The 25610-nt window shown below is 68.3% G+C and carries 22 protein-coding genes; 13 read left to right on the top strand and 9 right to left on the bottom strand.

Annotated features, from left to right (window positions below; translation table 11 throughout):
• The first annotated feature begins 77 nt into the window (after positions 1-77).
• Complete coding sequence (locus tag RZE77_RS33240) at positions 78-1013, top strand: peptidoglycan-binding protein (RefSeq protein WP_319442925.1); 936 nt, start codon at positions 78-80, stop codon at positions 1011-1013.
• Between the two features lie 17 nt (positions 1014-1030).
• Here the strand turns inward: RZE77_RS33240 and RZE77_RS33235 are convergent, their stop codons facing one another.
• The gene (locus tag RZE77_RS33235; RefSeq protein ID WP_319442924.1) at positions 1031-2113 is read right to left on the bottom strand and encodes a hypothetical protein; all 1083 of its coding nucleotides are present in this window, start codon (positions 2111-2113) and stop codon (positions 1031-1033) included.
• Positions 2114-2312: 199 nt separating this feature from the next.
• Here RZE77_RS33235 and RZE77_RS33230 point away from each other — a divergent pair, with 199 nt between their 5' ends.
• On the top strand, positions 2313-3347 hold the full coding sequence (locus RZE77_RS33230) for a porin (protein ID WP_319442923.1): 1035 nt from the start codon (positions 2313-2315) through the stop codon (positions 3345-3347).
• A gap of 39 nt (positions 3348-3386) precedes the next feature.
• Positions 3387-4376 carry a tripartite tricarboxylate transporter substrate binding protein gene (locus tag RZE77_RS33225; protein WP_319442922.1) on the top strand — a complete coding sequence of 330 codons (990 nt, stop codon included), beginning with the start codon at positions 3387-3389 and terminating at the stop codon, positions 4374-4376.
• Here RZE77_RS33225 and RZE77_RS33220 read toward each other — a convergent pair.
• The 4 genes from RZE77_RS33220 to RZE77_RS33205 all read right to left on the bottom strand — a co-directional run bounded on the left by RZE77_RS33220 (position 4345) and on the right by RZE77_RS33205 (position 8479).
• Positions 4345-5280 carry a LysR substrate-binding domain-containing protein gene (locus RZE77_RS33220; RefSeq protein ID WP_319442921.1) on the bottom strand — a complete coding sequence of 312 codons (936 nt, stop codon included), beginning with the start codon at positions 5278-5280 and terminating at the stop codon, positions 4345-4347. The genes RZE77_RS33225 and RZE77_RS33220 overlap by 32 nt on opposite strands.
• Positions 5281-5330: 50 nt before the next feature.
• Entirely contained in the window at positions 5331-6218 is an 888-nt protein-coding gene (locus tag RZE77_RS33215) for an amidohydrolase family protein (RefSeq protein WP_319442920.1), read from the bottom strand.
• A gap of 108 nt (positions 6219-6326) precedes the next feature.
• Positions 6327-8219, bottom strand: a complete 1893-nt coding sequence (locus RZE77_RS33210) for a phage integrase family protein (RefSeq protein WP_319442919.1) — start codon at positions 8217-8219, stop codon at positions 6327-6329.
• On the bottom strand, positions 8216-8479 hold the full coding sequence (locus RZE77_RS33205) for a hypothetical protein (RefSeq protein ID WP_319442918.1): 264 nt from the start codon (positions 8477-8479) through the stop codon (positions 8216-8218). Before RZE77_RS33205 ends, RZE77_RS33210 begins: the two co-directional genes overlap by 4 nt.
• Before the next feature lie 405 nt (positions 8480-8884).
• On the opposite strand from RZE77_RS33205, the gene RZE77_RS33200 reads away from it, so the two are divergent.
• Positions 8885-9223 carry a hypothetical protein gene (locus RZE77_RS33200; protein WP_319442917.1) on the top strand — a complete coding sequence of 113 codons (339 nt, stop codon included), beginning with the start codon at positions 8885-8887 and terminating at the stop codon, positions 9221-9223.
• Positions 9224-9417: 194 nt separating this feature from the next.
• Here RZE77_RS33200 and RZE77_RS33195 read toward each other — a convergent pair whose 3' ends face one another.
• Positions 9418-10497: a ParB/RepB/Spo0J family partition protein gene (locus tag RZE77_RS33195; protein WP_319442916.1), complete on the bottom strand. Its 1080-nt coding sequence runs from the start codon at positions 10495-10497 to the stop codon at positions 9418-9420.
• 252 nt (positions 10498-10749) lie between these two features.
• Complete coding sequence (locus tag RZE77_RS33190; RefSeq protein ID WP_319434661.1) at positions 10750-11931, bottom strand: AAA family ATPase; 1182 nt, start codon at positions 11929-11931, stop codon at positions 10750-10752.
• Between the two features lie 582 nt (positions 11932-12513).
• On the opposite strand from RZE77_RS33190, the gene RZE77_RS33185 reads away from it, so the two are divergent.
• Entirely contained in the window at positions 12514-13887 is a 1374-nt protein-coding gene (locus tag RZE77_RS33185; protein WP_319442915.1) for a replication initiation protein, read from the top strand.
• A 56-nt stretch (positions 13888-13943) separates the two neighbouring features.
• Here RZE77_RS33185 and RZE77_RS33180 read toward each other — a convergent pair whose 3' ends face one another.
• Positions 13944-14378, bottom strand: coding sequence for a MarR family winged helix-turn-helix transcriptional regulator (locus RZE77_RS33180; RefSeq protein WP_319442914.1), 435 nt, complete (start codon positions 14376-14378; stop codon positions 13944-13946).
• Between the two features lie 163 nt (positions 14379-14541).
• On the opposite strand from RZE77_RS33180, the gene RZE77_RS33175 reads away from it, so the two are divergent.
• The 8 genes from RZE77_RS33175 to RZE77_RS33140 all read left to right on the top strand — a co-directional run bounded on the left by RZE77_RS33175 (position 14542) and on the right by RZE77_RS33140 (position 23363).
• Positions 14542-15645, top strand: coding sequence for a substrate-binding domain-containing protein (locus RZE77_RS33175; protein WP_319434655.1), 1104 nt, complete (start codon positions 14542-14544; stop codon positions 15643-15645).
• A 140-nt stretch (positions 15646-15785) separates the two neighbouring features.
• Positions 15786-17303 (top strand): amidase, encoded by a 1518-nt coding sequence (locus RZE77_RS33170; protein WP_319434653.1) that lies wholly within the window; start codon positions 15786-15788, stop codon positions 17301-17303.
• Between the two features lie 63 nt (positions 17304-17366).
• Entirely contained in the window at positions 17367-18593 is a 1227-nt protein-coding gene (locus RZE77_RS33165; protein ID WP_319434651.1) for an urea ABC transporter substrate-binding protein, read from the top strand.
• Between the two features lie 15 nt (positions 18594-18608).
• Positions 18609-19475 (top strand): ABC transporter permease subunit, encoded by an 867-nt coding sequence (locus RZE77_RS33160; RefSeq protein WP_319442913.1) that lies wholly within the window; start codon positions 18609-18611, stop codon positions 19473-19475.
• The gene (locus tag RZE77_RS33155) at positions 19472-20533 is read left to right on the top strand and encodes a branched-chain amino acid ABC transporter permease (protein WP_319442912.1); all 1062 of its coding nucleotides are present in this window, start codon (positions 19472-19474) and stop codon (positions 20531-20533) included. Before RZE77_RS33160 ends, RZE77_RS33155 begins: the two co-directional genes overlap by 4 nt.
• Complete coding sequence (locus RZE77_RS33150; RefSeq protein WP_319442911.1) at positions 20530-21249, top strand: ATP-binding cassette domain-containing protein; 720 nt, start codon at positions 20530-20532, stop codon at positions 21247-21249. Before RZE77_RS33155 ends, RZE77_RS33150 begins: the two co-directional genes overlap by 4 nt.
• Positions 21250-21264: 15 nt before the next feature.
• Positions 21265-21969 carry an ABC transporter ATP-binding protein gene (locus tag RZE77_RS33145; RefSeq protein WP_319442910.1) on the top strand — a complete coding sequence of 235 codons (705 nt, stop codon included), beginning with the start codon at positions 21265-21267 and terminating at the stop codon, positions 21967-21969.
• On the top strand, positions 21966-23363 hold the full coding sequence (locus RZE77_RS33140; protein ID WP_319442909.1) for an amidase: 1398 nt from the start codon (positions 21966-21968) through the stop codon (positions 23361-23363). The genes RZE77_RS33145 and RZE77_RS33140 overlap by 4 nt, the downstream gene beginning before the upstream one ends.
• Before the next feature lie 3 nt (positions 23364-23366).
• Here the strand turns inward: RZE77_RS33140 and RZE77_RS33135 are convergent, their stop codons facing one another.
• Positions 23367-25541 (bottom strand): putative bifunctional diguanylate cyclase/phosphodiesterase, encoded by a 2175-nt coding sequence (locus RZE77_RS33135; RefSeq protein WP_319443455.1) that lies wholly within the window; start codon positions 25539-25541, stop codon positions 23367-23369.
• Between the last annotated feature and the right edge of the window lie 69 nt (positions 25542-25610).

Raw genomic sequence — 25610 nt, 5'->3', positions numbered from 1 at the left:
TGGGCAATCTTGCCTTCCCACTAAATTTGCGCAGGGCCGCATTCCGGCCCTTTCGCAACCAACGGGGGGAGGATCGCATGAAGAAGTCCACAGGCAAGCCACGCCAGCAGCGCGCGCTTTCGAGACCGGCCATGGCCGCGGCAGCAGCGGCAATGCTCCTGGCGCTTGCCGGCTGCCAGAACATGCCCGCGCTCGACATGCAGATGGGCAGCCAGTCGGCCAAGACCGTCGCGACGGGCAGCGCCGCGGGCTCGGCCACCTCCGGTGAGAGCAGCGCGCTCGAGCGCTGCGATTCGCCGCTGGGCACCGTCTCGCTGATCGAGAACGTCGATGCCGGCTGGTACACCGTGCTCACCGGTGAATACAAGCTGCCGCCCACGGCCAACTTGCTGCGCCTGCTGGTACAGCAGTCGAACTGCTTCGTGGTGGTGGAGCGCGGCGCCTCGGGCATGAACGCGATGACGCGCGAGCGCGCACTGATGCAGTCGGGTGAAATGCGCGGCGGCAGCAACTTCGGCCGCGGCCAGATGGTGGCTTCCGACTACGGCCTGTCGCCCGAGATCGTGTTCAGCAACAACGACGCGGGCGGGCTTGGCGGCACCATCGGCGGGCTGATCGGCGGTGGCCGCGGCCGCGCGATCGCGAGCCTGGGCGCCAGTCTCCAGACCAAGGAAGCCGCAGCCCTGCTGACGCTCATCGACAACCGTTCGGGCGTGCAGGTCGCGGCATCGGAAGGCAGCGCTTCCAAGACCGACTTCGCGGGCCTCGGCGAGCTGAGCGGCCTGCGCGGTGGCGGCAACATCGGCGGCTACACCCGCACGCCGCAAGGCAAGCTGATTGCCGCGGCCTTCATGGACGCCTTCAACCAGATGGTGCGTTCGCTTCGCAGCTACAAGGCGCAGACGGTGCGCGGCCAGGGCCTGGGCGGCGGCGGCCGGCTCGGCGTGGATGGCGGCGCGGCGCCTTCGCAGACCTCGGCGCAGCCGGTCTCATCGGGCCGCAGGAGAAAGTAGCCCGGCCCGCAGCGACCTCAGCGCGCCTTGTCGACCTGCTCGGCGCCGCTGTCGGCCAGCAGGTCCGCGCTGCTCATGCGCTGCGACGCGCGCAATATTTCGGGCGCGCCGGCCGTGCGGATCACGCGGCTGCTGCTCGTCAGCACCCGCTTCTTGGCCTGCTGCGCGCCTTCGGTCAGGCTGTAGTCGATGCGGTAGTCCCATGCCGCGATCGGCACCTTGCGGTTGCCCAGGCGCTCGATGCGCACTTCCGCGGCGCTGCGTTCGCCGGGCCTGAGTTCGGTGGCCTGCGAGAAGCCCCGCCCGACGCCGATGACCGCACCGGCATCGTCGTACAGCGTGACCAGCACTTCGACGATGGTCAGCGCCAGGGCGTCCTTGCGCGCATTGGCAAGACGGCCGAACAGCCACACCTCGTCCGCCTGCTGCACCAGGCGCACGCGCGTGAATTGCAGCGGCGGACCCTCGGTCGTCCAGAAGGGCGTCGACAGCGCGTCGGCCTGCAGCTCGTAGCGCGTGACGGCCTGATCGCTCGGCAGCTTGATCAGCACCGGCGCCGTCTCGCCGGGCATCAGCGTGCCGATCGGCAGCGATTCGCTGTGCTCGCCGACGCGGCTGTCGCGGTCGTAGAAGATCGCATGGACCTTCGGCCGCTCGATCGCGCTACCGCTCTCGTTGCGCGCCGTCACCAGCAGCCAGGGCTGCGCCGGACTGCCGCTGCCCGCCAGCACCTGGCGTGCCTCGAGCCGGAGGCCCTCGCTCGGGATCGTGCGCGGCGCCATCGAGGCGCGCTCCGGCTGGTTGCGGTCCACGACATAGGCCATGACGCCGAAAACACCGGCGATCAACACCACGACCGCCGCAACCGCGAGGCCCATCGACCGGGCCGCGCTGCGGCCGCGCGCCGACTGCTCGACCGCCAGCCTGCGTCCGGCCTCGTCCTTGACCTGCTCGAGCACGCGCTCCAGCCGGTCGGAGACGTTGTCCTCGACGATCGACACCGAGCCGCAATGCGCGCAGGCGTACTGGTTGAGCCCCGAGCGCTGGAGCATGCCGCTGCCGCATTCACCGCACTTGAGCGTTTGCAGGTTGATGGTCAAAGAGATGTCCTCGGTGGCAAGGCGATGCGGTCCCGCGCGCATCTTAGCGAGGAAGGCGCGCGAGCCAGCCATGCCGCCGCGACATATCTAAAAGTGGCCGCGCCGGATAGCGAGCCGCCGCCCGAGTGGCGATAGTCCATCACGCCGGAGCCCGACCCAGGACAGCCACCGGCGCTTCAAAAAAGACGGAGACAAACGAATGGATATGCGCGCTCGCGCCTGCCTCGCGGCGGGCCTCACGACAGCTTCGCTCGGCGCCTGCCCGGCCTTTGCACAGGACGCGTTCGCGGAAGGCGCAAGCATCTACGGCGTGCTCGACCAATACGTGGGTTCGCTGCGCCGCAGCGACCAGCCCGGCCACACCAGGGTGCTGAACAGCGGCGGCATGACGACCTCCTTCTGGGGCGTGCGGGGCACCGAGGACCTGGGCGGCGGCCTGCGGGCGTTCTTTGCGCTGGAGAGTTTCATCCAGGCCGACAGCGGCACGTTCGGAAGGACGTCGGCCGATCCCTATTTCTCGCGCAATTCCTATGTCGGCCTCGGCGGCGCCTACGGACAGCTGAGCCTGGGCCGGCAGACCAATGCGCTCTACGCGGCCACGGGCAACTTCAATCCCTTCCTTGCCTCCGCCAACCTGAGCCCGGTCATGCTGCAGGTCTGGAACACCGGCTACAACCGCGCGGTGCTGGGCGACAGCGTCTGGGACAACACCATCCAGTACGCCTCGCCCGACCTGGCGGGGTTCCGGGTGTCCGCGGCGTATGGGCTGGGCGAGGTGGCGGACCGCCCCGGCCGGCACAACCTCAACCTGACCGTCAACTACGCGAAGGGCCCGTTCGCCGCGGTGGTCTCCGCCCAGCAGGTCAAGGTGGGCCCGGGCCTTGCCGCGCCCATCGCAAGCCAGAAGGCGCAGATGGCCGGGCTCTCGTACGACTTCGGCATGGTGAAGGTCTACGGCCAGCACTTTCATACCGACACGCCCGACATCCGCACCCGGACCCGCACCACCCAGCTCGGTGCCGCGGCGCCCGTGGGCGCGGGCCGCGTGATGGCGTCGGTCGCCCGCACGCAGCGCGACACGCCGCTGGCCGACACGCGCCGGACCACGGCGGCGCTCGGCTACGACCACTTCCTTTCGAAGCGCACCGATCTCTACGCGGTCTATCTCTCGGACCGTCTCACGGGATATGCGCGGCGGGCCAGCCTCGCGCTCGGCGTGCGGCACCGCTTCTGAGATGCCGTGCATGCTTGTCCCACACTGGAGTCGAACCCGATGAACATCCTGCTGAAAACCACCCGGCGCTCGGCGCTCGCGCTGGCCGCACTCTCCCTGCTCTGCGCAGGCGCGAACGCGCAGCAGCAGCCACCCTCGTCGACCAAGCCCATCCGCCTCGTCGTGCCCTTCGGCCCCGGCGGCGTGGCCGATCTCACGGCGCGCACCGTCGCGCAGAAGATGTCGGAGGCCATGGGCCAGAGCATCATCGTGGACAACAAGCCGGGCGCCGGCGGCGTGGTCGCTTCGGACGCGGTGGCCAAGGCGGCGCCGGACGGGCTCACGGTGCTGCTGATGTCCAACGGCAATGCCGTGAGCGCGGGGCTCTTCAAGCGCCTGCCGTTCGACACGGTCCGCGACTTCGCGCCGGTGTCGACGCTCGGCTATTTCGACATGGCCGTGGTGACGGCCGCCGATGCCAGGTTCAAGACGATGCAGGAGCTGCTGGCGCATGCGAAGGCGCATCCCGGCACCGTCAACATCGGCACGATCAACGTGGGCAGCACTCAGCATCTGGCGGCCGAGCTCTTCAAGCGCAGCACCGGCATCGACGCGCAGGTGATTCCGTTCAACGGCTCGCCCGCGCTGATCACGGCACTGCGCGGCGGGCAGGTCGACGCCGGCGTCGAGATCCTCGCGCCGATCCTCGGGCAGATCAGCGGCAAGTCGCTGCGCGCCATCGCGGTCATGGGCGCGGAGCGCTCGTTCGCGCTGCCGGACACGCCGACGGTGGCGGAGAGCGGCGCGCCCGGTTTCAAGGTCTCGTCATGGAACGCCCTTGCCGTGCCCGCGAAGACGCCGGCCGCGGTCATCGCGAGGCTCAACAAGGAAGCCAATGCGGCGCTCGCCGCACCGGACGTCAAGGAGCGCCTGCGCCAGCTCGGCGTGGAGGCGCAGGGCAGCACGCCGCAGCAGCAGGCGGACCTCCTCCGGGACGAGATTCAGCGCTGGTCGGAAGTCATCCGCCTGGCCGGCATTCCGAAGCAGTGAGCGCCGGTGCCGGCGAAGCGTTCATCGTCTGGTCCACCACCTCGCGCACCAGCTTGAGAACGGCCTGCTGGGTCAGCGTGGCCGGCCGCTGCGAACTGACGGCCAATGCCAGCCGGCTGCGCAGCGGAGGATCCACGATCCGCCGAGTGCCGAAAGCCTCCGGCCGAGGCGCGGTGAGCACCGCGTTCGAGGACAGCACCGCCGAGCCCACGCCATCGATGACAAGATCGAGGATCGCGGCCACGCCGTCGATCTCCATCGCGATGGATGGGCGGCATCCGATGTTGGCCATTTCCGCCTCGACCAGCATGCGGATGGAGTTGGGCTGGGTCGGGATCACGAGCGGCTGCAACGCCACCTCGCGCAGCGAGATCTCCCCACCGAATTGCGTGGCGGGTCCGACCAGGTACAGGTCTTCTTCGAGGATGACCACGCTGTCGATGTCGGCCGAGGGCGCGGGGTTGTAGAGCAGCGCGAGGTCGATGCGGCCCGCGGTCACCGATTCCTGCAGCGCGCTCGACAGCGCCTCGGTGATGGCAAGGCGCGCATCGGGCAACTGCTGGCGGAAGGCGCGGGTCAGCGGCACGGCAATGCGCTTGGCGATGCTCGGCGGCAGGCCCACCGTGACGCGGCCGGCCAGCGCGCCGCGCATGCGGCCAAGGTCTTCCTTGGCGCGCTCGATCTGGTGCAGGATGCCCCTGGCATGCGCCAGCAGCAGCGTGCCCGCATCGGTCAGCGTGACGCCGCGGCCGTTGCGCGTCAGCAGGTTCTGTCGCAGCTCCACTTCGAGCTGGCGCACCTGCCGGCTGAGCGCGGGCTGGGCCACGTCGATCACGATCGACGCGCGCGTGAAGCTCCCCAGCTCGGCCACGCGAACGAAGTACTCCAGCTGCTTGAGGTCCATGGGGCTGGAGTCTAGGGGTCCGTCCACACGAAGCAAGCGCTTGCCGCCTCTCAGGCCCAGTACAGCCGCATCGGGTTGTCCACGAGCAGCTGCTGCTGCAGCTGCGCGGTGCGCGCGATGCGCGGAACCATGTCGACCAGCGTGCCGTCGTCGGGCATGTGCGTCTTGAGATTGGGATGCGGCCAGTCGGTGCCCCACAGCACGCGGTCCGGGAAGGTCTCGACCAGGCGCTGCGCGAACGGCACGACGTCATCGTAGGCCGGCGGCCCGGAGACCGACATGCGCTCGGGGCAGCTCACCTTCGACCACACGTTCGGATGCTCGCGCATCAGCCGCACGAAGCGCTCGAACTGCGGCCCGTCGACCGGCTGGGCCACATCGGGCCGGCCCATGTGATCGACCACCACGGTCGTCGGCAGGCGGGTGAAGAAATCCCAGAGCTCGGGCAGGTCCTGCGCCTCGAAGTACACGACCACGTGCCATCCGAGCGGCGCGATGCGCTCGGCGATGTTCATCAGCACCTCGCGCGGCGTGAAGTCCGCCAGGCGCTTGAGGAAGTTGAAGCGCACGCCGCGGATGCCGGCCTCGTGCAGTCGGTGCAGTTCGGCATCGCTCACGTCCGGCGCGACCGAGGCCACGCCGCGCGCGCGCCCGTTCGAATGCGCAAGGGCATCGAGCAACGCGCGGTTGTCGCTGCCGTGGCAGGTGGCCTGCACGATCACGTTGCGCTCGAAGCCCAGCAGGTCGCGCAAGGCGAAGAGCTGATCCTTCGATGCGTCGCAGGGCGTGTACTTGCGTTCGGGCGCATAGGGAAAGGTGGCCGCCGGGCCGAAGACGTGGCAGTGCGCGTCCACCGCGCCGGGCGGCGGCGTGAAGCGCGGCTTCGACGGGTTCGGGTGAAAGCACAGCCAGTCCTTGTCCATGGTGCTAGCTGGCATGGCGCGCCTCCGTGGCGGCAGGAACCGAAAGGCGGGGAACCGGTGTTTGCATGGCTCGCATCTTGCGCAGATTGCGGCCTGCGAGCGAGCGCCCAGGCGCGCTAGCAGCTAGCGCAATTCGGTATGGCTCTGCGCGTGCGCGGTGGCCAGGTACATGGCCGTGGTTCCCACCGAGGCGTGTCCGAGGTTGTTCTGCACGACCTGGATCGGCACCGGCACCTGCCCTTCCCTGCCCCGCAGCGCATGGGATCCATGCGAGTGTCGCAGCCAGTGAGTGCTCGCTTTCTTGAGCTGCTGCGCTTCGACGCCGCGCAGGCCGACCGCGGCCTGCGCGACAAAGGCCTTGATCGCCTGGTACAGGCCCGAGGCCGACCATGCGGCCGGGCGGCGCAGTTCAGCATCGAAGCGCGCCAGCACGTGGATGCCGCGGTTGCTCACGGCGCCGACCTGCCGCTCGAAGCCGTGGCGGGCGAGTTCGTCTTCGAGCTCGGCCACCAGCGCCGGCGGCACCGGCACCCGGCGGCAGCGCCCGCCCTTGCCGGCCACCACCAGCTGCCAGCCGGTGGCCGGCGCGCCGTCGGCCGTGCGGTACTCGATCTGCTCGAGGTCTTCGCACTTGGCGCTGGTGATCTCGGCCAGCCGCAGGCCGGTCGCATAGAGCCAGCGCATGCCGCGCCGCAGCCGGCGCCTGGCTTCGGTATCGGCATGCGCCTGAAGCAGCGCATCGACATGGTCCCACTGCGCGAAGCTCAGCGCGCGGCTGGAGTCCAGCGGCTGCTGCAGGCTCGCGGGCGGCGCCAGGGTGGCAAAGGGGTTGCCCACCAGGTAGTTCCGGTTCACCAGGAAGGCATGCAGGCTGCGCAGGATCGCGATGGCCTGGCGCAGCGCCGAGGGCGCCAGCGGCCCTTCCATCGGCCGCCACAGCGGCGACCAGCGCTGGTGATGGCGCGCGCCGCACCAGTGGGCAGGCGGATCGAGCAGGAAGTCGCGGTAGTCGATCGCGTCCTCGACGGTGAGCGACGACAGCGCCTTTCCGCGCTCCAGCACCGCCCAGAGCAACAGGCGCTCGGCCTCCTTGCGGTAGGCGCGCTGGGTGGCCGACAGGTCGGCGGTGGCATCGCCCGCGCGCTTGGCGCTGAGCCAGGCGCCCACGGCCTCGTGGTCGTTGGTTGCCATCAGGAGGCACTGCCCGCGCGGCGCGCGGTTGGTGCCTGCGCTGCCGTCGAGCTCGGCGGGGAGCACGAACTTTTCATAAGGCACGAGCGCGGTGCCGCCCGGCACCACCGCGGCCAGCGCCAGCGGGCCGAGCTGCGCCCGGGGCGTCATTGCGTGGGCGCCGATGCGCAGTCCCAGCACCTGTTCGTTGGCGCGCAGCCAGTCGAGGATGCGCGCCGCCTTGAGCTCGCCCACGCCCGGCACATGCACCCACCAGCGCGAGCCGATGCCGTTGATGTGCTCGACCAGCGCGTGAAGCGTGCGCAAGCCGGCGCGTTCCAGGCGGCTCGCCACCGAGGGATTGAGCCATGCCGACACGCTGTCGAGCGGCCGCGGGTCCTGGGCGACCAGGTTCTCGAGCCAGCGCAGCGCTTCGAGCTGGCGCTCGACCACGCGCGCCCGCCGCGAGGGCCGGGCGCCCTGCCCTGCCTTGCCCGCGGCCGGGTAGGCTGCCTCGTAGGCCTCGACCTGTTCGAATTCGGAGAAATCTTCCAGGCCGTTCGCCACGGCGAACTCGGCCAGGCTCGGCAGCGCCGGCGCCGCGGAAAAGCGGTCGGCATCGAGCAGGATCAGCCGGGCGGTGCCCGGCTTGTGCTCGCGCCGCGCCGCCGCCGCGAATTCGTCGCGGATCCAGGCGATGGTGCGGCGCACGGTCCGCAGGTCGGTGTGTTCGCCTTCGAGCCGCAGGTAGCGGTCCCAACTGGCCCGTTCGTCGAGCCCCTGGGCCAGCGCCCGCATGAACGCGAAGTGTCCGCGGTGCAGCTTGCGCGGAATCAGGGCCTTCATGAGGCCGATGTCGGGTTCCGCTCGCCGGCCGTCGACTGCCAGAACTTCCACCATGGGCGCGGCGCCGGCCCGGGATCCTCCGGCAACTGCTGCAGCTGGCTTATCCGCGTGCGCCGGCGCTGCTCGACCTCGAGCGCATGCGCGATGCCGAAGGCCTCGCGGTCGCCGCGGCCCGCAAGGGCCCGCCAGTTCGACGCCAGGCGCGCGAGCTCGTCGTCATCGATGTGGGACAGTTGGGAGGGTGTGGGAACGGCAGGCATGTCTGTCGCACTCATGCGGCGCTGCATCTCGCCGGTATGGCGGGATGCAACACGGCCTTGGCGGATGCCGGCCGGCCGTCTGGTACGGTGGTCGTTGTCATGAATTGGCTGATGATAACTGAAGTAATCATCAATACACATTTTGTGTTGCAACCAAGCATCTCCGCGAGCACCTTCGCCTAAGTTGTTGATTTGATTGGATTTTATCCGGGTTGTTCAGTGTCGGTGGTCGCCACCGGAAGCCGTGGGAACCATGCAACAGCCGCTGATCCCCGAGATCCATCCTCCCAAGGCACCCCTGTCCGGCAGCATCTGTGGCTTGTCCCCCTCGGCCCATGGGGCGCTGACCGCGTTGCCTCTAGTACGATGCCCGGCCATGGGAACAAATCACATTCGAGGTCTTTCATGAATCCGCTTCTGCGCCCCCTGGCCCTGGTTGCCCTGCTCGCCGCCGGTGCCATTGCACCCGCCGCCGCGGACCCGTACAAGGACGAGAGCGGCCACGGTCGCGGCAAAGGCGGGCACGGCGGCCGCGAGTACAAGGAAGAGTTCTGGGACGGCCGGTGCAAGGTCGAGCGCAAATGGGAGAAGAACGGCGAGTACAAGGAAAAGCGCAAGTGCAAGGACCACGCCTCGCGCGCCCCCGTGTACGAAGCGCCGGTCTATGCAGGCCCGCAGCCGGGCGTTGTGGTCCAGCCCCCTGCGATCGTCATTCAGCCTCCGGCCATTGTGGTTCGGCCCTAGGCGCGCAAGCCCTGGCCAGGCCGGGTCCCACGAGGCGGGCCAGGCCGGTTTTTGATTCCTGCCCTGCCCTGCCCCGGCGTCGCCATGACCCCCAAGGCCGGGGCCGTTGCGGCCGCCGCATGCCCCGAAGTAGCCGCCCCAGCAAATCCCAACGGTTCTCACATTAGCCCTGCCCTCCTCCCCGGGCAGGCGAATTACAGCGTGCGGGCCTTGCGCAGGGCTTCGGCGATGCCGGCTTCGAGCGCGTCCTGGCTCGCCTCGGTGGCAGCGTCCGGAACGAGTGTGATCGTGATCTCTCCGCTCTTGGCGCGCACCAGCGTGCCGATCTTCTGCCCCGCCGACAGGATGTCGAGCTTTTCCGAGCGTTCGAAACCGGGCTTGGCGTCGAGCAGCCTGGCGACGACCATGGCCGGCGCGAGACTGTGGCCCCGCAGCCGTTCCACCCGCTTCAGCACGCCGCGGCGGTCCTTTTCCATGGCGGCATTGATCTGCTCGGCATGGCGGAAGCTGATCTCCAGGGGGCTGCGGAAGCACTCCACCACGGCCGTCGGCAGCTGCGCCACCATGAGCGCCTTGCGCACCCAGGTATGGCTCACGCCCAGCGCTTCGGCCAGCTGGCGCTGCGTCGGGAACAGCTGCTCTTCGAGCGCACGCTGGTACATCAGGCCCTGCTCGTAGTTGGACAGGTCCGCGCGCTCGCGGTTCTCCCGGTCCATGGCGGCGAAGAGCGCCGCGTCGCCGAGTTCGTCGACCCAGATGGACGCCAGCACCGGAATGCCGAGTTCCAGCGCGGCCCGATGCCGGCGATGGCCGAAGACAATCTCGAACTGGCCGGGTTCGTCCTTGAGCGGCCGCACCAGGATCGGCTGGACGTTGCCGCCGGCATGCTCGATGTCCGCCTTCAGGCCCGCAAAGGCGCTGCTCGTGAACGAGGCGTCGTGGCGGTTCGCCCAGCGGCTGGGATGGATGGTCTTGGGGTCCATCTTGCGCGTCGGCAGCGAGCCCTCGTACTGGCTGAGCTTTTCGCGCAGCGCCGCCATCTCGCCTTCGACCTGCTGGATCTGGCCGCGGAAAGCCATCATCTGGCCAGGGCCGGTGCGCGGCGCGAGCGAGCCGCCGACGGCAGGTGGAAACCTGGTTTCCACGGCGTTCGATGCCGACGGGGGCACTGCGGGAGCCGCCGCCGGGGCCGGCGCATCGACCGGATCCCTTGCCGCCTCGGGAAGCATCAGGCCGGCGGTCAACGCCTCCAGCCGCTTGCGGGTGCTAGCCATGATGGACACTCCTTGGCGCGGCTTGCGCCGCGCTCGATGCCGTGAAACCCGTGAAACGGGGCCGCCTGCCGATGCGGCCCGCAACCTTCGGCAGGTACCGCGACACTGCCGCGCCGCATCGGGCCTGGGGAAGCCGCAGCGGTGGAAACCTGGTTTCCACGGCTTGTGATGCGGCGGGTACAGACAAGAAAAGCACGCCGGTGGAAACCTGGTTTCCACCCGAGGCGCTTTCCCCAAACATCGCCAGCTTTCTCATTGCTTGGCCTTTCCTTGCGCCGTCCAGGCGCCGATCACCGACTGCTCGACGAGCTCGACGAACGAATCGTAGGCGTCCACTGCGCGCTTGTAGGTCTTGGCGGCGCCTTCATATTTCTGCACATCGTAGACCGTGGCGAATTCCGCGGCCTTGTTGCTGGTCACGCTGGTCTTCGGAATTTCGACCGGCAGCGTGTATTCGCCATAGGTGGCCTGGATCCACTGCCGCACCGCGGGCATGGCCGGGTCGGCCGCGTCGACGCGGCTCAGCAGCACGTGCAGGAAGTCGAAGGCCTTGCCCTCGCGGTCCTTGCTCTGGCCGTCCAGGTTGCCGCCCAGGTCGGCGAGCAGCGACCAGAACTGCGCCGACGAGGCGAAGTCCAGGCCCGAGGGCGGCACCGGAACGACGATGCCGTTGGCCGCCCACAGCGCATTGATCGTGACATACGAAAGAGAAGGGGGCGTGTCGATCACGATCACGTCGTACAGGTCGCGCACCGATTCCAGGCCTTCGTTCAGCACGTCCCAGAACTTGGCGCCGGGCTGCTGCATCTGGCGCGCGGGGAGGGCGAACTCGGCCGAGAACAGGAAGGGCGCGGCGGCGACCAGGTCGATGCCATCCCAGTAGGTCGAGCGAATGGCGTAGCGGATGTCGTTCTCGGAGCCGTCGCACAGCGGCCCGATGGTCATGTCCTCGGTGACCTCGGCTTCGGGCAGCAGGCCGTGCAGCGTGGTGAGCGAACCCTGCGGATCGGTGTCGATCGCGAGCACGCGGTGCCCGCGCAGGCTGAGCCCCTGCGCCAGCACCATGGCCGTGGTCGTCTTGGCCACGCCGCCCTTGAAATTGCCTACGGCGATGGTGATGGCCTTGCGGCCGGCCGGCCGCATCTTTTCCGCACGGTAGGTGCGGGTCCAGCGGCGCAGTTCATCGAGCTCGAAGGTGCGCTTGCCGCCCGAGGGGGTCAGCCGGCCGGCCGGCAAGTCTTCCTTGGTGATGCGGTAGGCCACGTGCGCCTTGTCGACGCCGCACAGGGAAGCCAGCTGGGCGGTGGAGTAGGTGGGCGGAATCTTGCGGGCTTCCGGCGCCAGCAGCATGCCCCGGATCTGCTCGACCATCGACCCGGCCCGGGTCGCCAGCGCCGCGATCTTCTGCATGTTGATGGTTTGGCGGGGAGGCACCTGGACATCGTTGGAAACCAGGTTTCCAACGATAGGAGGGACGGGAACGGACATTTTGTTTGACCTTATTCGACAGAATACGGCAATTCTATGAGAATCTGTCGAATGAACAAGTTTCGCGGAGAACTCAGCTGCAGCGCCGCGAAGTATTGTGAGGAAGATTGGGGACCCCAACCCCGGCCCCTCGCATGCCGGCCGCTGCAGGACCCCAAAACCGGGGGCAAGGCGCTCTGCGCAGGTCTTTTGCGCGCCTCGCTGCCGCCGCCGGCCCCAAACAGGGGCGCCGCCCGGGGCTGGAACCCATATCCACTCACATTGGAACCCATCCGGACTCACAGAAGTGGCGCTTGTCTCCCAACAAGGCTCACGCCAAATCCCATCCGTTCTCACATTCAATCCCAACCGATCTCACACGAGAGGAGCTAAGTGATTGTCACGATGGAGGAAAGCGGAATCCCAATTCTTCAATTCCCCAAGTGTTTATCTGCAAACATACCAAGGCACCATTGCCGGTGTAATGTGAATTGACTGAATCACAATGCGAAGGCATGATGTGAAACCATCTGATTGCCGCAGCGGACCATGGTCGAAGAAGACAATTCACAATCCCGGTCTCCGCCGCGGCAGCCGCCCACGGCGGAGGAGCAAAGCGTTGCCAAGGCCAACGAAGCCATCGCCATCCGTCCCAAGCGCGGCCGGCTCACCCTGCTGTCGCGGCGCATCTACAACGCGCTGCTCTACCACTCGCAGCGCCAGGGCGTGGACGAGCCGGTCTACCGGCTGACCTTGAGCGAACTGATCGGCGACGCCCGTTTCAACTCCAACAACACCGAGCTGCTCAAGTCGCACCTGCGCGACATGCAGGCCACGACCATCGAGTGGTCGACCAGCAGCAGCTCCCTGAAGCGCTGGGTGTCCTCGCAGCTGCTCGGCACGGTCACGATCGAGGAGCAGGGCAGGGGGCGGCCCTGCATGGTGACCTGGCGCTATCCGGACGAGATCAAGGAGCGGCTGGTCAAGCCGCACCAGTACACGCGCGTGCTGCTCGAGATGAGCAGCCAGATGCGCAGCTATTCCGCCGCGGTGCTGTACGAGATCGGCGCGCGCTATCTCACCTCGCCGGGGCGGCTGTCGATGCGCGAGGACGTGGTCTGGTGGGCCGCGGTGCTCACGGGCCGCAGCGACATCAAGGAGGTCGACTACCGCTTCCTCAAGCGCGACGTCATCAGCAAGGCGCTGGCCGAGATCGATGCGCTGTGCGAGGACTTCGGGCTCGAGCTGATCGAGCACAAGCGCGGCCGCAAGATCGAGGAGATCCAGTTCCGGGTCGTTCCCAAGGTCCAGCAGCGCCTGGGCGACATCAGCGCGTCGAACCGCAACGTTTTCGACCTGGCGCTGGTCGGGCGCCTGATCGCGCTGGGCCTGAAACAGGACGAGGCGCAGGATCTCTATGCCACCACCGACGAAGGACAGATCCGCGCCACGCTCGACCATGTGGACCAGCGGCTGCGCAATGCCTCGATGCCGGTGCTCAAGTCGCCGGCGGCGTATTTCAAGGATGCGCTGAAGAAGGGCTATGCCGGCGTGACCGCGATGGAGCCGGCACCCAGCAGCGGCCCCGCACCGGCGCTGGCGCCGCCCGCGCCGGTGCTGTCGGAGGCCGACCGGCTGCGGCGCATCCGCGAGCTCTGGGAGAACGACCGCATGGGGCAGGCGCGCGCCGTGTTCGCCGAGATGCCGCAGCCCATGCAGGCCGAGGTGCGCGCGCGCTTCGAGGCCGAACGGCTCGACCAGGTGGCGGCCCCCATCGCGCGCGCCTGGCGCCGCGACGGCCCGGCCAGCCGCGTGGCCGCGACCACCTTCTTCCGCTGGCTGGCCGAGGACACCTGGCCCGAAGAGCCCTCCGACCGCGTGCTGCTGGATTTCGCGCTTCAGCGCGGCGTGGCCGGCCTCTGACGGTGTCTGTTATGTGAGCGCACACTCATCGATTGAGGTGCATGACAGCGAATGCTTCAGCCGGCCTCGCACTCGTCGATGAAGGTCTCCAGCAGCTTCTTGAGCTGGCTGGTCTTGCGCGGGCCGAGCGCCTCCTCGATCAGGTGGTGGTGCGCGTCCACGCTCTTCTTGAGCCGAGACACGGTCTCCAGCCCGAGGTCGGTGATGTAGACCAGCACGCGCCGGCTGTCGGCCGCGTCGGCCGCGCGCTGCACCAGGCCGCGGCTCACGAGCTTGTCGATGTTCTTGGTGAGCGCGGGGTGGTTGAGCAGCACCAGCTCGGCCAGCTCGCCCATCGAGCGGCCCTGCTCGTCGCCCAGCACCTGGAGGATGCGCCAGTGCTCCTCGGTGACCTCTTCCGCCGCGATCGACTGGGCCAGGCCGATGCGCATGCGCCGGTTGGCGGAGGCCAGCAGGTACGCCAGGTATTGCGAAATGTCTTGCTCGGGCATGGGGCGAGGCAACGGTCTTTGTCGCGTGGTTGGAAGCCGCCAGTTTAGCAACGATCCTTTTCCCAGGAAAGTATTGGCGCGATTTTTGCGATAGCGTCTGCCCCTGTTGCCGTCTTGGTGCGTTGCCCGGGAGCTCCCGATGTTTTCATCCCCTGGACCGGTCATGCCTCGCCCGCCTGCCTTCGCGCCCTTCGCACGGGCCGAGCGGCCGGCGCTCGCGCGGCAGGAACTGCAGATCGCGCTGTGCGTGCCGCTGGGCGGCACGGCCGGCATCTGGGGGCCGTCCGCGATGTCGTCAGCCAAGCTGGCCGTCGCCGAGCTCAACCGCGAGGCCGGCATCGGCGGGCGCGGCTGCCGGCTCCTGACCGTCAACGCCGCGGACGATGCGCCCGACATCGAGGCCACGCTGATCGAGCTGGTGCAGGCGGGCGACATCGACGCCATCATCGGCATGCACACCAGCGCCGTGCGCCAGCGCATCCTGCGGGCCGTGGGCGGGCAGATCCCGTTCGTCTACACCCCGCTCTACGAAGGCGGGGAGTCGACGCCGGGCGTCTTTGCCATCGGCGAGACGACGGCGCGCCAGCTCGGGCCGGCGATCCGCTGGCTCGGTGCGCGCAAGCGCCCGCGGCGCTGGTTTGCCATCGGCAACGACTACGTGTGGCCGCACGTGTCGCACCGCATGGCGCGCGGCTACATCGCCGAGGCCGGCGGCGAGCTGGTCGGCGAGATGTACGTGCCCTTCGGCACCACCGACTTTTCCGAGGCGCTCGACGCGCTGCGTCGCGGCCGCGCCGACGCGGTCGTGCTGTCGCTGGTCGGGCAGGACGCGATCGAGTTCAACCGCGCCTTCGGTGCCGCCGGCCTGTCGCGCGCGATGTTCAGGCTGTCGTGCGCGATCGGTGAGAACGAGCTGCTGGGCATCGGCGCCGACAACGCCGAGGACCTCTACGTCGCCTGCGGCTACTTCGCCACGCTCGACACCGAGGCCAACCTGGCCTTCAAGGAGCGCTACCGCTCTCACTTCGGCGAGCGCGCGCCCACGCTCAACACCTTCGGCCAGTCGACCTATGAAGGCATGCACTTCCTCGCGGCGCTGCTCGAGCGCCAGCGGCGCCCGGCGGCCGGCCACGAGGGGCTGGGCGGGTCGCCGCTGCGCTACCGCAGCGCGCGCGACGCGGCCTACGGCGCCGACGGCATCACCCACACCCCCATCTACCTGGCCCGCGCCGAGGGCAATGCGTTCCGCGTGATCACGCGGCTGTGAGTGGTGGAACGACGCATTTTATTTTCCAAAGAAAATAAAATACTTGACTTGGAAAATATCAGATTCCAGAATCCCTCCGTGCCGCGCCCCTGCCCGATGGGCAGCAGGCGAGCCCTTCCACCCGAAACACGGAGTCGTTCATGGCCATCAAGCGTCCCACCCTGGACCAGCTGCAAGACGTCGCGCTGAGCCTGGGCATCCACCTGTCCGAAGCGCAGGCAAGCAGCTACCACGCGCTGCTGCAGCCCAACTTCGATGCCTACGACGCGGTCGACGCGATGCCCGACTACCTGCCCGTGGTGAGCTACGCGCGCACGCCCGGCTACCGCCCGCTGGGCGAGGAGAACAAGTACGGCGCCTGGTACGTCAAGACCACCATCAAGGGCAAGCCGGAAGGCAAGCTCGCCGGCAAGACGGTGGTGCTCAAGGACAACGTCTGCCTGGCCGGCGTGCCGATGATGAACGGCGCCTCCACGCTCGAAGGCTATGTGCCGAACGTCGACGCCACGGTCGTCACGCGGCTGCTCGACGCCGGCGCCACGGTGGTGGGCAAGTCGGTCTGCGAGTACTTCTGCTTCTCGGGCGGCTCGCACACCAGCGCCTCGGGCCCCGTGCACAACCCGCACCGCATGGGCTACTCGGCCGGCGGCTCCTCGTCGGGCAGCGCGGCGCTGGTGGCGGCGGGCGAGGTCGACCTTGCCATCGGCGGCGACCAGGGCGGCTCCATCCGCATGCCGGCGTCCTACTGCGGCATCTACGGCATGAAGGCCACGCATGGCCTGGTGCCCTACACCGGCGTGATGCCGATCGAGCTCACCCTCGACCACACGGGCCCGATGACGGCCAACGTGACCGACAACGCGCTGATGCTCGAGGTGCTGGCCGGCCCCGACGGGCTCGACCCGCGCCAGCATGCAGGCCAGGCCGCCAAGCCCTACAGCGAGCTCATGAAGGACGGCGTGCGCGGCCTGCGCATCGGCATCGTCAAGGAGGGCTTCGGCTGGCCGCAGTCGGATGCCGCCGTCGGCGCCAAGGTGCGCAAGGCGGCCGAGGTGTTCACCAAACTGGGCGCCATCGTCAGCGAGGTGTCGGTGCCGATGCACGCCGTCGGGCCGGCCATCTGGCTGCCGATCGCGGCCGAGGGCGCGACCCAGCAGATGATGAAGGACAACGGCCACGGCTTCAACTGGAAGGGCCTCTACGTCACGAGCATGGTCGACTTCCATGCCGGCTGGAAGCAGCGCGCCGACGAACTCTCGGAAACGCTCAAGCTCACGATGGTGCTGGGCGAGTACTTCATCAAGCACTACCGCGGCCACTACTACGCCAAGGCGCAGAACCTCGCGCGCCAGCTGACCGCGGCCTACGACAGCACGCTGGCCGACTTCGACCTGCTGCTGATGCCCACGCTGCCGATCACGGCCACGCCGCTGCCGCCGCCCGGCGCGAGCATCGAGGAAGTGATCACGCGCGCCTTCGAGGTGCTGCCCAACACCTGCCCCTTCGACGTCACGGGCCACCCGTCGATGAGCGTGCCCTGCGGGCTCGTCGACGGCCTGCCGGTGGGAATGATGCTCACCGGCCGCCACCACGACGAAGCCACCATCTACCGCGCCGCCTATGCCTTCGAGCAGGCCGGCGACTGGAAAGCCATCTGAGGCGTTTTTTTCTTCATGAACACAGCGGCGGCTGCGTCCGCCGAACAACGAGGGGTTAGTTCCATGGATCGTCGTTCCTTCATCCAGTCGTCGGCCGCCGCGCTGGCCGGCACCGCGGTGCCGCTGTTCCCGATGGCCGCCATGGCGGCCGACGAGATCGTCGTCGGCAGCATCATCGACATGTCGGGCGGGCTGGACATCTACGGCAAGCCGATGGCCGACTGCATGACGCTCGCGGTGGAAGAGCAGAACGCGGCCGGCGGCCTCTTGGGCAAGAAGCTCAAGCTCGCCACCTACGACCCGCAGTCGAACATGCAGCTCTACGCGCAGTTCGCGCAGCAGTCGGCGCTCAAGGACAAGTCGACGGTGGTGATGGGCGGCATCACCTCGGCCTCGCGCGAGGTGATCCGGCCGGTGCTCACGCGCAACAAGACGCTGTACTTCTACAACACGCAGTACGAGGGCGGCGTGTGCGACCGCAACACCTTCTGCACCGGCGTCACGCCCGGGCAGACCGTTGCCAAGCTCATTCCCTACGCCATGAAGAAGTGGGGCAAGAAGGTCTACGTGGTGGCGGCCGACTACAACTACGGCCAGATCACTTCGCAGTGGGTGAAGAAGTTCGTGCAGGACAACGGCGGCTCGGTGGCTTCGATCGACTTCTTCCCGCTCGACGTGACCAACTTCGGCCCGACCATCTCGAAGATCGAGGCGGCCAAGCCCGACATGATCGTCTCGGCGCTGGTCGGCGGTGCGCACATCTCGTTCTACCGCCAGTGGGCGGCCGCGGGCCTGACCAAGAAGATCCCGCTCGCGTCCACCACCTTCGCGGGCGGCAACGAGCACATCGTGCTGTCACCGGCCGAGACCGACGGTTTCCTCATTTCGTACAACTACTTCCAGAACCTCGACACGCCGCAGAACAAGGCCTTCAAGGAGCGCTTCTACAAGCGCTTCGGCGCCGACTATCCCAACATCACCGAGCTCGCGATGGGCACCTACCAGGGCTTCAAGCTCTGGGCCGAGGGCGTGAAGAAGGCCGGCTCGCTGGACCGCGAGAAGATGATCGCGGCGCTGGAGACCGGCATCGCCATCGACGGCCCGAGCGGCAAGGTCACGCTCGACGCGGCCACCCACCACTGCGTGCTGAACGTGAGCATCGCGGAGGTGCGCAACAAGCAACTCAACATCGTCGAGACCTTCCAGCAGCAGCCGCCGGTGGACACCAGCGCGGTGTGCAACCTCGTGAAGAATCCGAAGGACAACCAGCAGTACGTGATCAAGGCCTGAGGGCAGGGCGCCGGCATGGATCTCGCGTTCGTCGTTCTCATCCAGGTGCTCTACGCCGTGGCGAGCCTGGTCATCGTCTCGGCCGGGCTGGCCGTCATCTTCGGGATGATGAAGGTCATCAACCTCGCGCACGGCGAGTTCATGATGCTCGGCGCCTATGCCGTCATCGCGGCGCTCGGGCTCGGCATCAACCTGTGGATCGCGATCTTCATCGTCGCGCCCATCGCGGTGGGCATCGTCGGCGTGGTTTTGGAGCGGCTGGTCATCCGGCGCCTCTATGGGCGCATGGTCGACACCATGCTGGCCACCTGGGGGCTGTCGCTGCTGCTGGTGGGCATCGTCACCTCGGTGGCGGGCAACACCACGGCGGGCGTCTCGGCGCCGCTCGGCAGCTTTTCGATCGGTGCCTACTCGGTCAGCGGCTACACGCTGGTGATCATCGCGGTGGCCGTGGCGCTCGCGCTCGCGATCCGCTTCGTGCTCACGCGCACGCAGCTCGGCCTCATCGCGCGCGGCACCATGCAGAAGCCCGACATGGCCAATGCGCTGGGCATCAGCCCGAGCCGCGTGTACTCGGTCACCTTCGCGGTCGGCGCCGCGCTCTCCGGCCTGGCCGGCGGGCTGCTCGCGCCGCTGACCGGGGTGGTGCCGACCATGGGCGCGGCCTTCGTGGCCAAGGCCTTCATCACCGTGATCGGCGGCGGTCCGGCCATCCTCGCGGGCCTGCTCGGCGCCTCCGGCCTGTTCGGTGCCATCAACCAGCTCGCGACCTTCGTGACCACGCCGGTGCTCGGCGAGGTGGCGCTGCTCGTCGCCGCCATCGTGATGCTGCGGCTGCTGCCGCAGGGCATCACCGGACGTTTCTTCAAGGGGTCCCTGTGAACCGTTTTGCCAAGTCCTGGGCCAGCGCGGCGCTCAGCCTGGCCGTGGGCATCGCGCTGCTCGTCGGCCTGCCGGGCGTGATGGACGACTACACGCTGATCGAGGTCACGATCTACGCGGTGATGTCGATCCTCGGCGTGAGCCTGGCCTTCATCTGGGGCTTCGGCGGCATCCTGTGCTTCGGCCAGGCGGCCTTCTTCGGCCTCGGCTCGTACACCTACGCGATCGCGGTGATGAACATGGGCGACAGCACCGTGCCCTTCGTGCTCGCGATCGTGGTGCCCGCGCTGTTCGCCGCGCTGCTGGGCTACGTGATCTTCTACGGCCGGCTGTCGGACGTGTACATGGGCGTGATCACGCTCACGGTCACGCTGATCCTGTTCAACCTGATCAACTCCACCGCCGGGCCCGAGTGGCGCATCGGCAGCGCGCCGCTGGGCGGCTTCAACGGCATCCCGGCGATACCGACGCTCAACTGGCCCGGCCAGCAGGACGAGGTGCTGACGCCGAAGGACCTGTTCTACGTCACCTTCACCTGCCTGCTGCTGGTGTACCTCGGGCTGCGCGTGCTGATCGCCTCCAAGATCGGCCGCGTGATCGTGGCGGCCAAGGAGAACGAGCAGCGCGTGCTGCTGCTGGGCTACGACGCGCGCGCCTACAAGCTCCTGTGCTTCACGCTGGGCGGCGCGATCGCGGGCCTTGCGGGCTGCCTGTTCGCGAACTGGGGCGCATTCACGAGCCCGACCATCTTCGGCCTCGCGCAGTCGGCGCAGATCATCATCTGGGTCATTGTCGGCGGCCTGGGCACGCTGGTCGGGCCGATCATCGGCTGCGTCGCCATCCAGTGGCTCACCTCGCAGATCGGCACGCAGCAGGCCTTCAACGCGAACCTGGTGCTCGGCGCCATCCTGGTGGTCTTCGTGCTGCTGGTGCCGCGCGGCATCGTGCCGACCGTCGGCGACCTGATCGACATGGCGTGGCGGCGCTGGCGCAAGGCGCCGGCCCACGCCCCGAAAGTGGTCGTACCCGTGGCGGCCGCGACGGAGACGGCGCCATGAGCACGCCCCTGATCGAGACGCGCAACCTCAACGTGCGCTTCGGCGGCGTGCATGCCACGCGCGACGTCAACTTCACCCTGGCCGAGGCCGAGCTGCGCTGCGTGATCGGCCCCAACGGCGCCGGCAAGAGCACCTTCTTCAAGCTGCTGACCGGCCAGGTCAAGCCGACCTCGGGCCAGATCCTGTTCCGCAGCCAGGACATCTCGAAGATGCAGCCGCACGACCCGGGCCGCCTGGGCATCGGCATCAAGACCCAGGTGCCGAGCCTGTTCAATGGCCTGAGCGTGTGGGAGAACGTGTGGCTCTCGGCGCGGCGCCTGAACAGCACCGCGCAGGCCGACCGCATCACGCGCGAGACGCTCGAGCGCGTGGGCATGCACGCGTACCGAGACGTCACGGCGGGCCTGCTGGCGCACGGCATGCGGCAGTGGGTGGAGATCGGCGTGGTGATCGCGGCCGACCCGCCGCTGATCCTGCTCGACGAGCCGGCCGCCGGCATGAGCGATGGCGAGGTGGCGCGCACGGCCGAACTCATCCTGGAGATCAACCGCCAGCATGCGCTGGTGGTGGTGGAGCACGACATGAACTTCATCCGCATGATCGCCAAGAAGGTGACGGTGCTGCACCAGGGCGCCGTGATCAAGGAGGACACGCCGGACCGCATCATGAGCGACCCGCTGATCCAGCAGATCTACCTCGGCAAGAAGCCGCACTGAACCCGGAAGGCGCGCATGCTCGAAGTCAGGGGTCTCCATGCCGGCTACGGCGCCATTCCGGTGCTGCACGATGTTTCGCTCACCATCGCCCGGGGCGAGTCGGTGGGCATCCTGGGCCACAACGGCATGGGCAAGACCACGCTGCTGCGCACGCTGGTCGGCGCGCTGCGCGCCACCGCAGGCATGGTGCGCTTGGACGGCGCCGACATCACGCGCCATGCACCGCACGCGCGGGCGCGCCTGGGCATGGCCTATGTGCCGCAGGGGCGCGAGATCTTTCCGGCGCTCAGCGCGATGGACAACCTGCGCATGGGCCTGGTGAAGACCGGCGAGCGCACGATGGACACCATCGAGGCGTTGCTGGAAGACTTTCCGCGGCTGAAGCCGCTGCTCGAGCGGCCCGGCGGTTCGCTCTCGGGCGGCGAGCAGCAGCTGCTGGCGCTGGCGCGCGCGCTGGCCGGCAAGCCCACGCTGCTGCTGCTCGACGAGCCGACCGAAGGCATCCAGCCTTCGATCATCGAGGAGATCGCCGAGACGCTGGCCGCGCTGCGCGACCGCATGAAGCTCACGATCGTGCTGGTGGAACAGAACCTCGAATTCATCGCGGCCGTGTCGCAGCGCGTGCTGGTCATCAAGCGCGGCCAGATCGGCGGCGAGATTCCGCGCGAGCACCTCGGCGATTTCGAAATCATGAGCCAATACACAGGAGTCCACGGATGAGCAACGAACTGCATTACCTCGAGCTGGTCGACGTCGGCCGGCGCATCCAGCGCAGGGAGCTCTCGCCGGTCGAGGTCGCGCAAGCGCAGCTCGCGCGCATCGAGCAGGTCGACGGCGCGCTCAAGAGCTATGTGATCGTGATGGCCGAACAGGCGCTGGCCGACGCGCGCCGCGCCGAGGCCGAGATCGCCCGGGGCGAGATCCGCGGGCCGCTGCACGGCGTGCCCGTGGCGGTGAAGGACTTGTGCTGGACAAAAGGCGTGGCCACTGCCGCCGGCATGACGCTCTACCAGGACTTCGTGCCCACCGAGGACGGCACGGCCGTGCGCAAGCTGCGCGAAGCCGGTGCCGTGATCCTCGGCAAGCTGCAGCTCACCGAGAGCGCCTATGCCGACCACCACCCCACCGTCACGCCGCCGGTCAATCCGTGGAACGCGGCGCACTGGTCGGGTGCCTCGTCGAGCGGCTCGGGCGTGGCCACGGCCGCAGGGCTTTGCTACGGCTCGCTCGGCACCGACACGGGCGGCTCGATCCGCTTTCCTTCCTCCGCCAACGGCCTGACCGGCCTGAAGCCGACCTGGGGCCGCGTGAGCCGCCACGGCGCCTTCGAACTGGCCGCCACGCTCGATCACATCGGCCCGATGACGCGCAGCGCGGCCGATGCGGGTGCGATGCTCGGCGCCATCGCGGGGGCCGATCCGAAGGACCCGACCGCGAGCCTCGCAGCCGTGCCCAACTACCTCGCGGGCATGGAGCGCGGCTTGCGCGGCCTGCGCGTGGGCATCGACGCGCGCTGGAACGGGGAGGGCGTCGATGCGGCCACCGCGAAGGTGATGGAAGGCGCGCTCGCGGCGGTGCGCGAACTCGGCGCCGAAGTGCGCCACGTGACATTCCCCGACCCGGCGCAGGTCATCGCCGACTGGTTCCCGCTGTGCGGCATCGAGGCGGCCGTGGTGCACGAGCCGACCTATCCCGCGCGCAAGCAGATGTACGGCCCGGCGCTGTCGGGCCTGCTCGACCTGGGCCGTGCGCAAAGCGGCATCGACTACCAGAAGATCGTGCTGCGCCGCCATGCCTTCAGCGGCAGGGTGCGCGAGATGTTCGAGGGCATCGACCTGCTGCTGATGCCCTCGCAGGGCGTCGCCTCGCCCACGCTCGCGCGCATGCTGAGCTTCGGCGAGGACGCCGAGCTGATGTCCGCGATGCTGCGCTACACCTGTCCGCTGGACATGAGCGGCAGCCCGACGATCACGCTGCCCGGCGGCTTCACCGATGCGGGCACGCCGGTCGCGTTCCAGTTCGTTGCGCGCCACTTCGAGGAAGAGCTGCTGGTGCGCGCCGGCTGGGCCTTCCAGCAGGCGACCGACTGGCACCGGCGGCATCCGGCGCTGTAGGCCTCAGCGTGACGCCACGCGCCGCGGGCGCAGATCGGAGGTGCTGCCTGCAGCCGCGATGCCCGAGCGCGTCCTGACCAGGGCCGCAAGCTCGGCGGGCGGCACGGGGCGGCTGAAGAGATAGCCCTGCATTTCGTCGCAACCATGGGCGCGCAGGAATTCCAGCTGCTGCTCGGTCTCGACGCCTTCGGCGATGACCTTGAGATTGAGCTCGTGCCCGAGAGAAATGATGGCCTTGGCGATGGTCTTGTCGTCTTCGTCGCCGGGAATGTCGCGCACGAAGGCGCGGTCGATCTTCAGCCGGGCGATGGGAAAGCGCTTGAGCGCGCTCAGGCTCGAATAGCCGGTGCCGAAATCGTCGATGGAAAACTGCACGCCCATCGCCTGCAGGGCCCTCATCGACTGCAGGGCTTTCTCGAGGTCTTCCATGACCATGCTCTCGGTCAGCTCCAGTTCGAGGAACCGGGCTTCGAGCCCGCTGTCCTCGAGCGCCTGCGCGACCTGCTCGATCAGGGTCCGCTCGCGGAACTGCCGCGCCGACACATTGACCGAAATGCTGAAGGCCGGCAGGCCCGCGTCCTGCCAGGCCTTGTTCTGGAAGCAGGCGGTGCGCAGCACCCATTCTCCGATGGGAACGATCAGGCCGGTCTCCTCCGCCAGGGGAATGAACTCCACCGGAGATATGAGGCCGCGCTCGGAATGCTGCCAGCGGATCAGCGCCTCCGCGCCCGTCACCTGGCCCGATCCCATTTCCACCTGGGGCTGGTACAGGAGGTGGAACTCGCTGCGCGCGATGGCATGGCGCAGCCCCTCGCGCAGCGCGAGCTCGTTGCGCATCGTGCCGCTCATCGCGGCCGCATAGTGCTGGAAGTTGTTGCGCCCGGACACCTTGGCGTGGGACATCGCGGCATCGGCGTTCATGAGCAGGGCGTCGGCATCGGCCCCGTCCGCGGGATAGGTGGCCACGCCCAGGCTGCCCGTGACCTGGACGCCCTCCCGGCCATCGATCCGGGCGGGCTGCGCAATGGCCTCGAGCAGCCGTTGCAGCGCCGGCGCGATCTCGGTCCCGTCCCCGGGCTGGTCGTACAGGATGATCACGAATTCGTCGCCGCCCGTTCGCACCACCGTGTCCACGCTGCGCAGGCATTGGCGCATGCGTTCGGCCATGACCTTCAGCAATTCGTCCCCGGCCCTGCGGCCCAGGCTGTCGTTGATCCGCTTGAAGCCGTCGAGGTTGATGAACACCACGGTCATCAGCCGGCCGTAGCGATCGGCGTACGAGATGGCCTGCCTGAGCCGATCTTCCAGCAGTGCGCGGTTCGGAAGCCCGGTCAGCGGATCGTGGGTGGCCTGGTGCTTCAGGGTGTCGGCGCTGCTCTCCAGCAGCGCATTGGAATTCTCGATCGACTCGGCCATCTGGTTCATGGCGTTCGCAAGGATGCCGAATTCATCCGCGCGGCCCTGCGGCGTCCTGGCGCTGAAGTCCCCCGCGGCGACGCGCCCGGAAAAGGCGACGAGCCGGGCGATGGAGCCGGTGATGCGCCGTGAGACGACCGTCGCGGCCGCCACGCTCAGCAGGATGGCCATGGCGACCAGCGCGATGACCGCCCAGCGCGAGAACTTCGCCGCGCGCTCGACATCGCTGCGCGTCTGGAGCGCGCGTTTGGTCGCCTCGGTGTGCAGCGCCTCCATCGAGGACTCGATGGCCACGGCCGTGGCCAGGTAGCTTTGGCGCAGCGCATCGGCCGATTCCGGAAGGCCTTCCTTGCCATGCCGCGCGATGAACGCGAGGAAGCCGTCCTCGTACTGCCGGGTCTGGGCCTCGATCCGGTCGACCTGCGCCCTGAATTTCGGATCGGTCGAGAGGATCCGAAGGCTGGCAAGGTACTCCCGCATGTCCAGCAAATGGTTCTGCATGGCCGGCAGGGAGCGCTCGCTCGCCTCGGCCACGCCGAGCCGGTCCGCGGACAGCAGGAGTTCGTTCTCGGCGTCGCGGGCCTTGTACATCGCCAGCGAACTGCGCAGGCTCAGGTCCGCCATCCGGTGGTCGCTGCTGAGCAGCTTGTCGATCGCGGCCGCGGAACGCTGTTCGCTGAGATAGAAGGACGCGCCCAATGCGAGCATCAGCACAATGACGACGCCGAATCCAAGCGCGATCTCCACCCGCAGGCTGCGCATTCTTCTCCCCCACGAGAGCTCGATCGGGAATTTGATCAATTGCGGCTCGCTCCCAGGTCACTGTTGGAG

The sequence above is a fragment of the Variovorax sp. SPNA7 genome (genome assembly GCF_033807855.1).
GTDB classification, from domain to species: Bacteria; Pseudomonadota; Gammaproteobacteria; order Burkholderiales; family Burkholderiaceae_C; genus Variovorax; species Variovorax beijingensis.
This window is presented reverse-complemented; position numbering and strand designations above follow the sequence as displayed.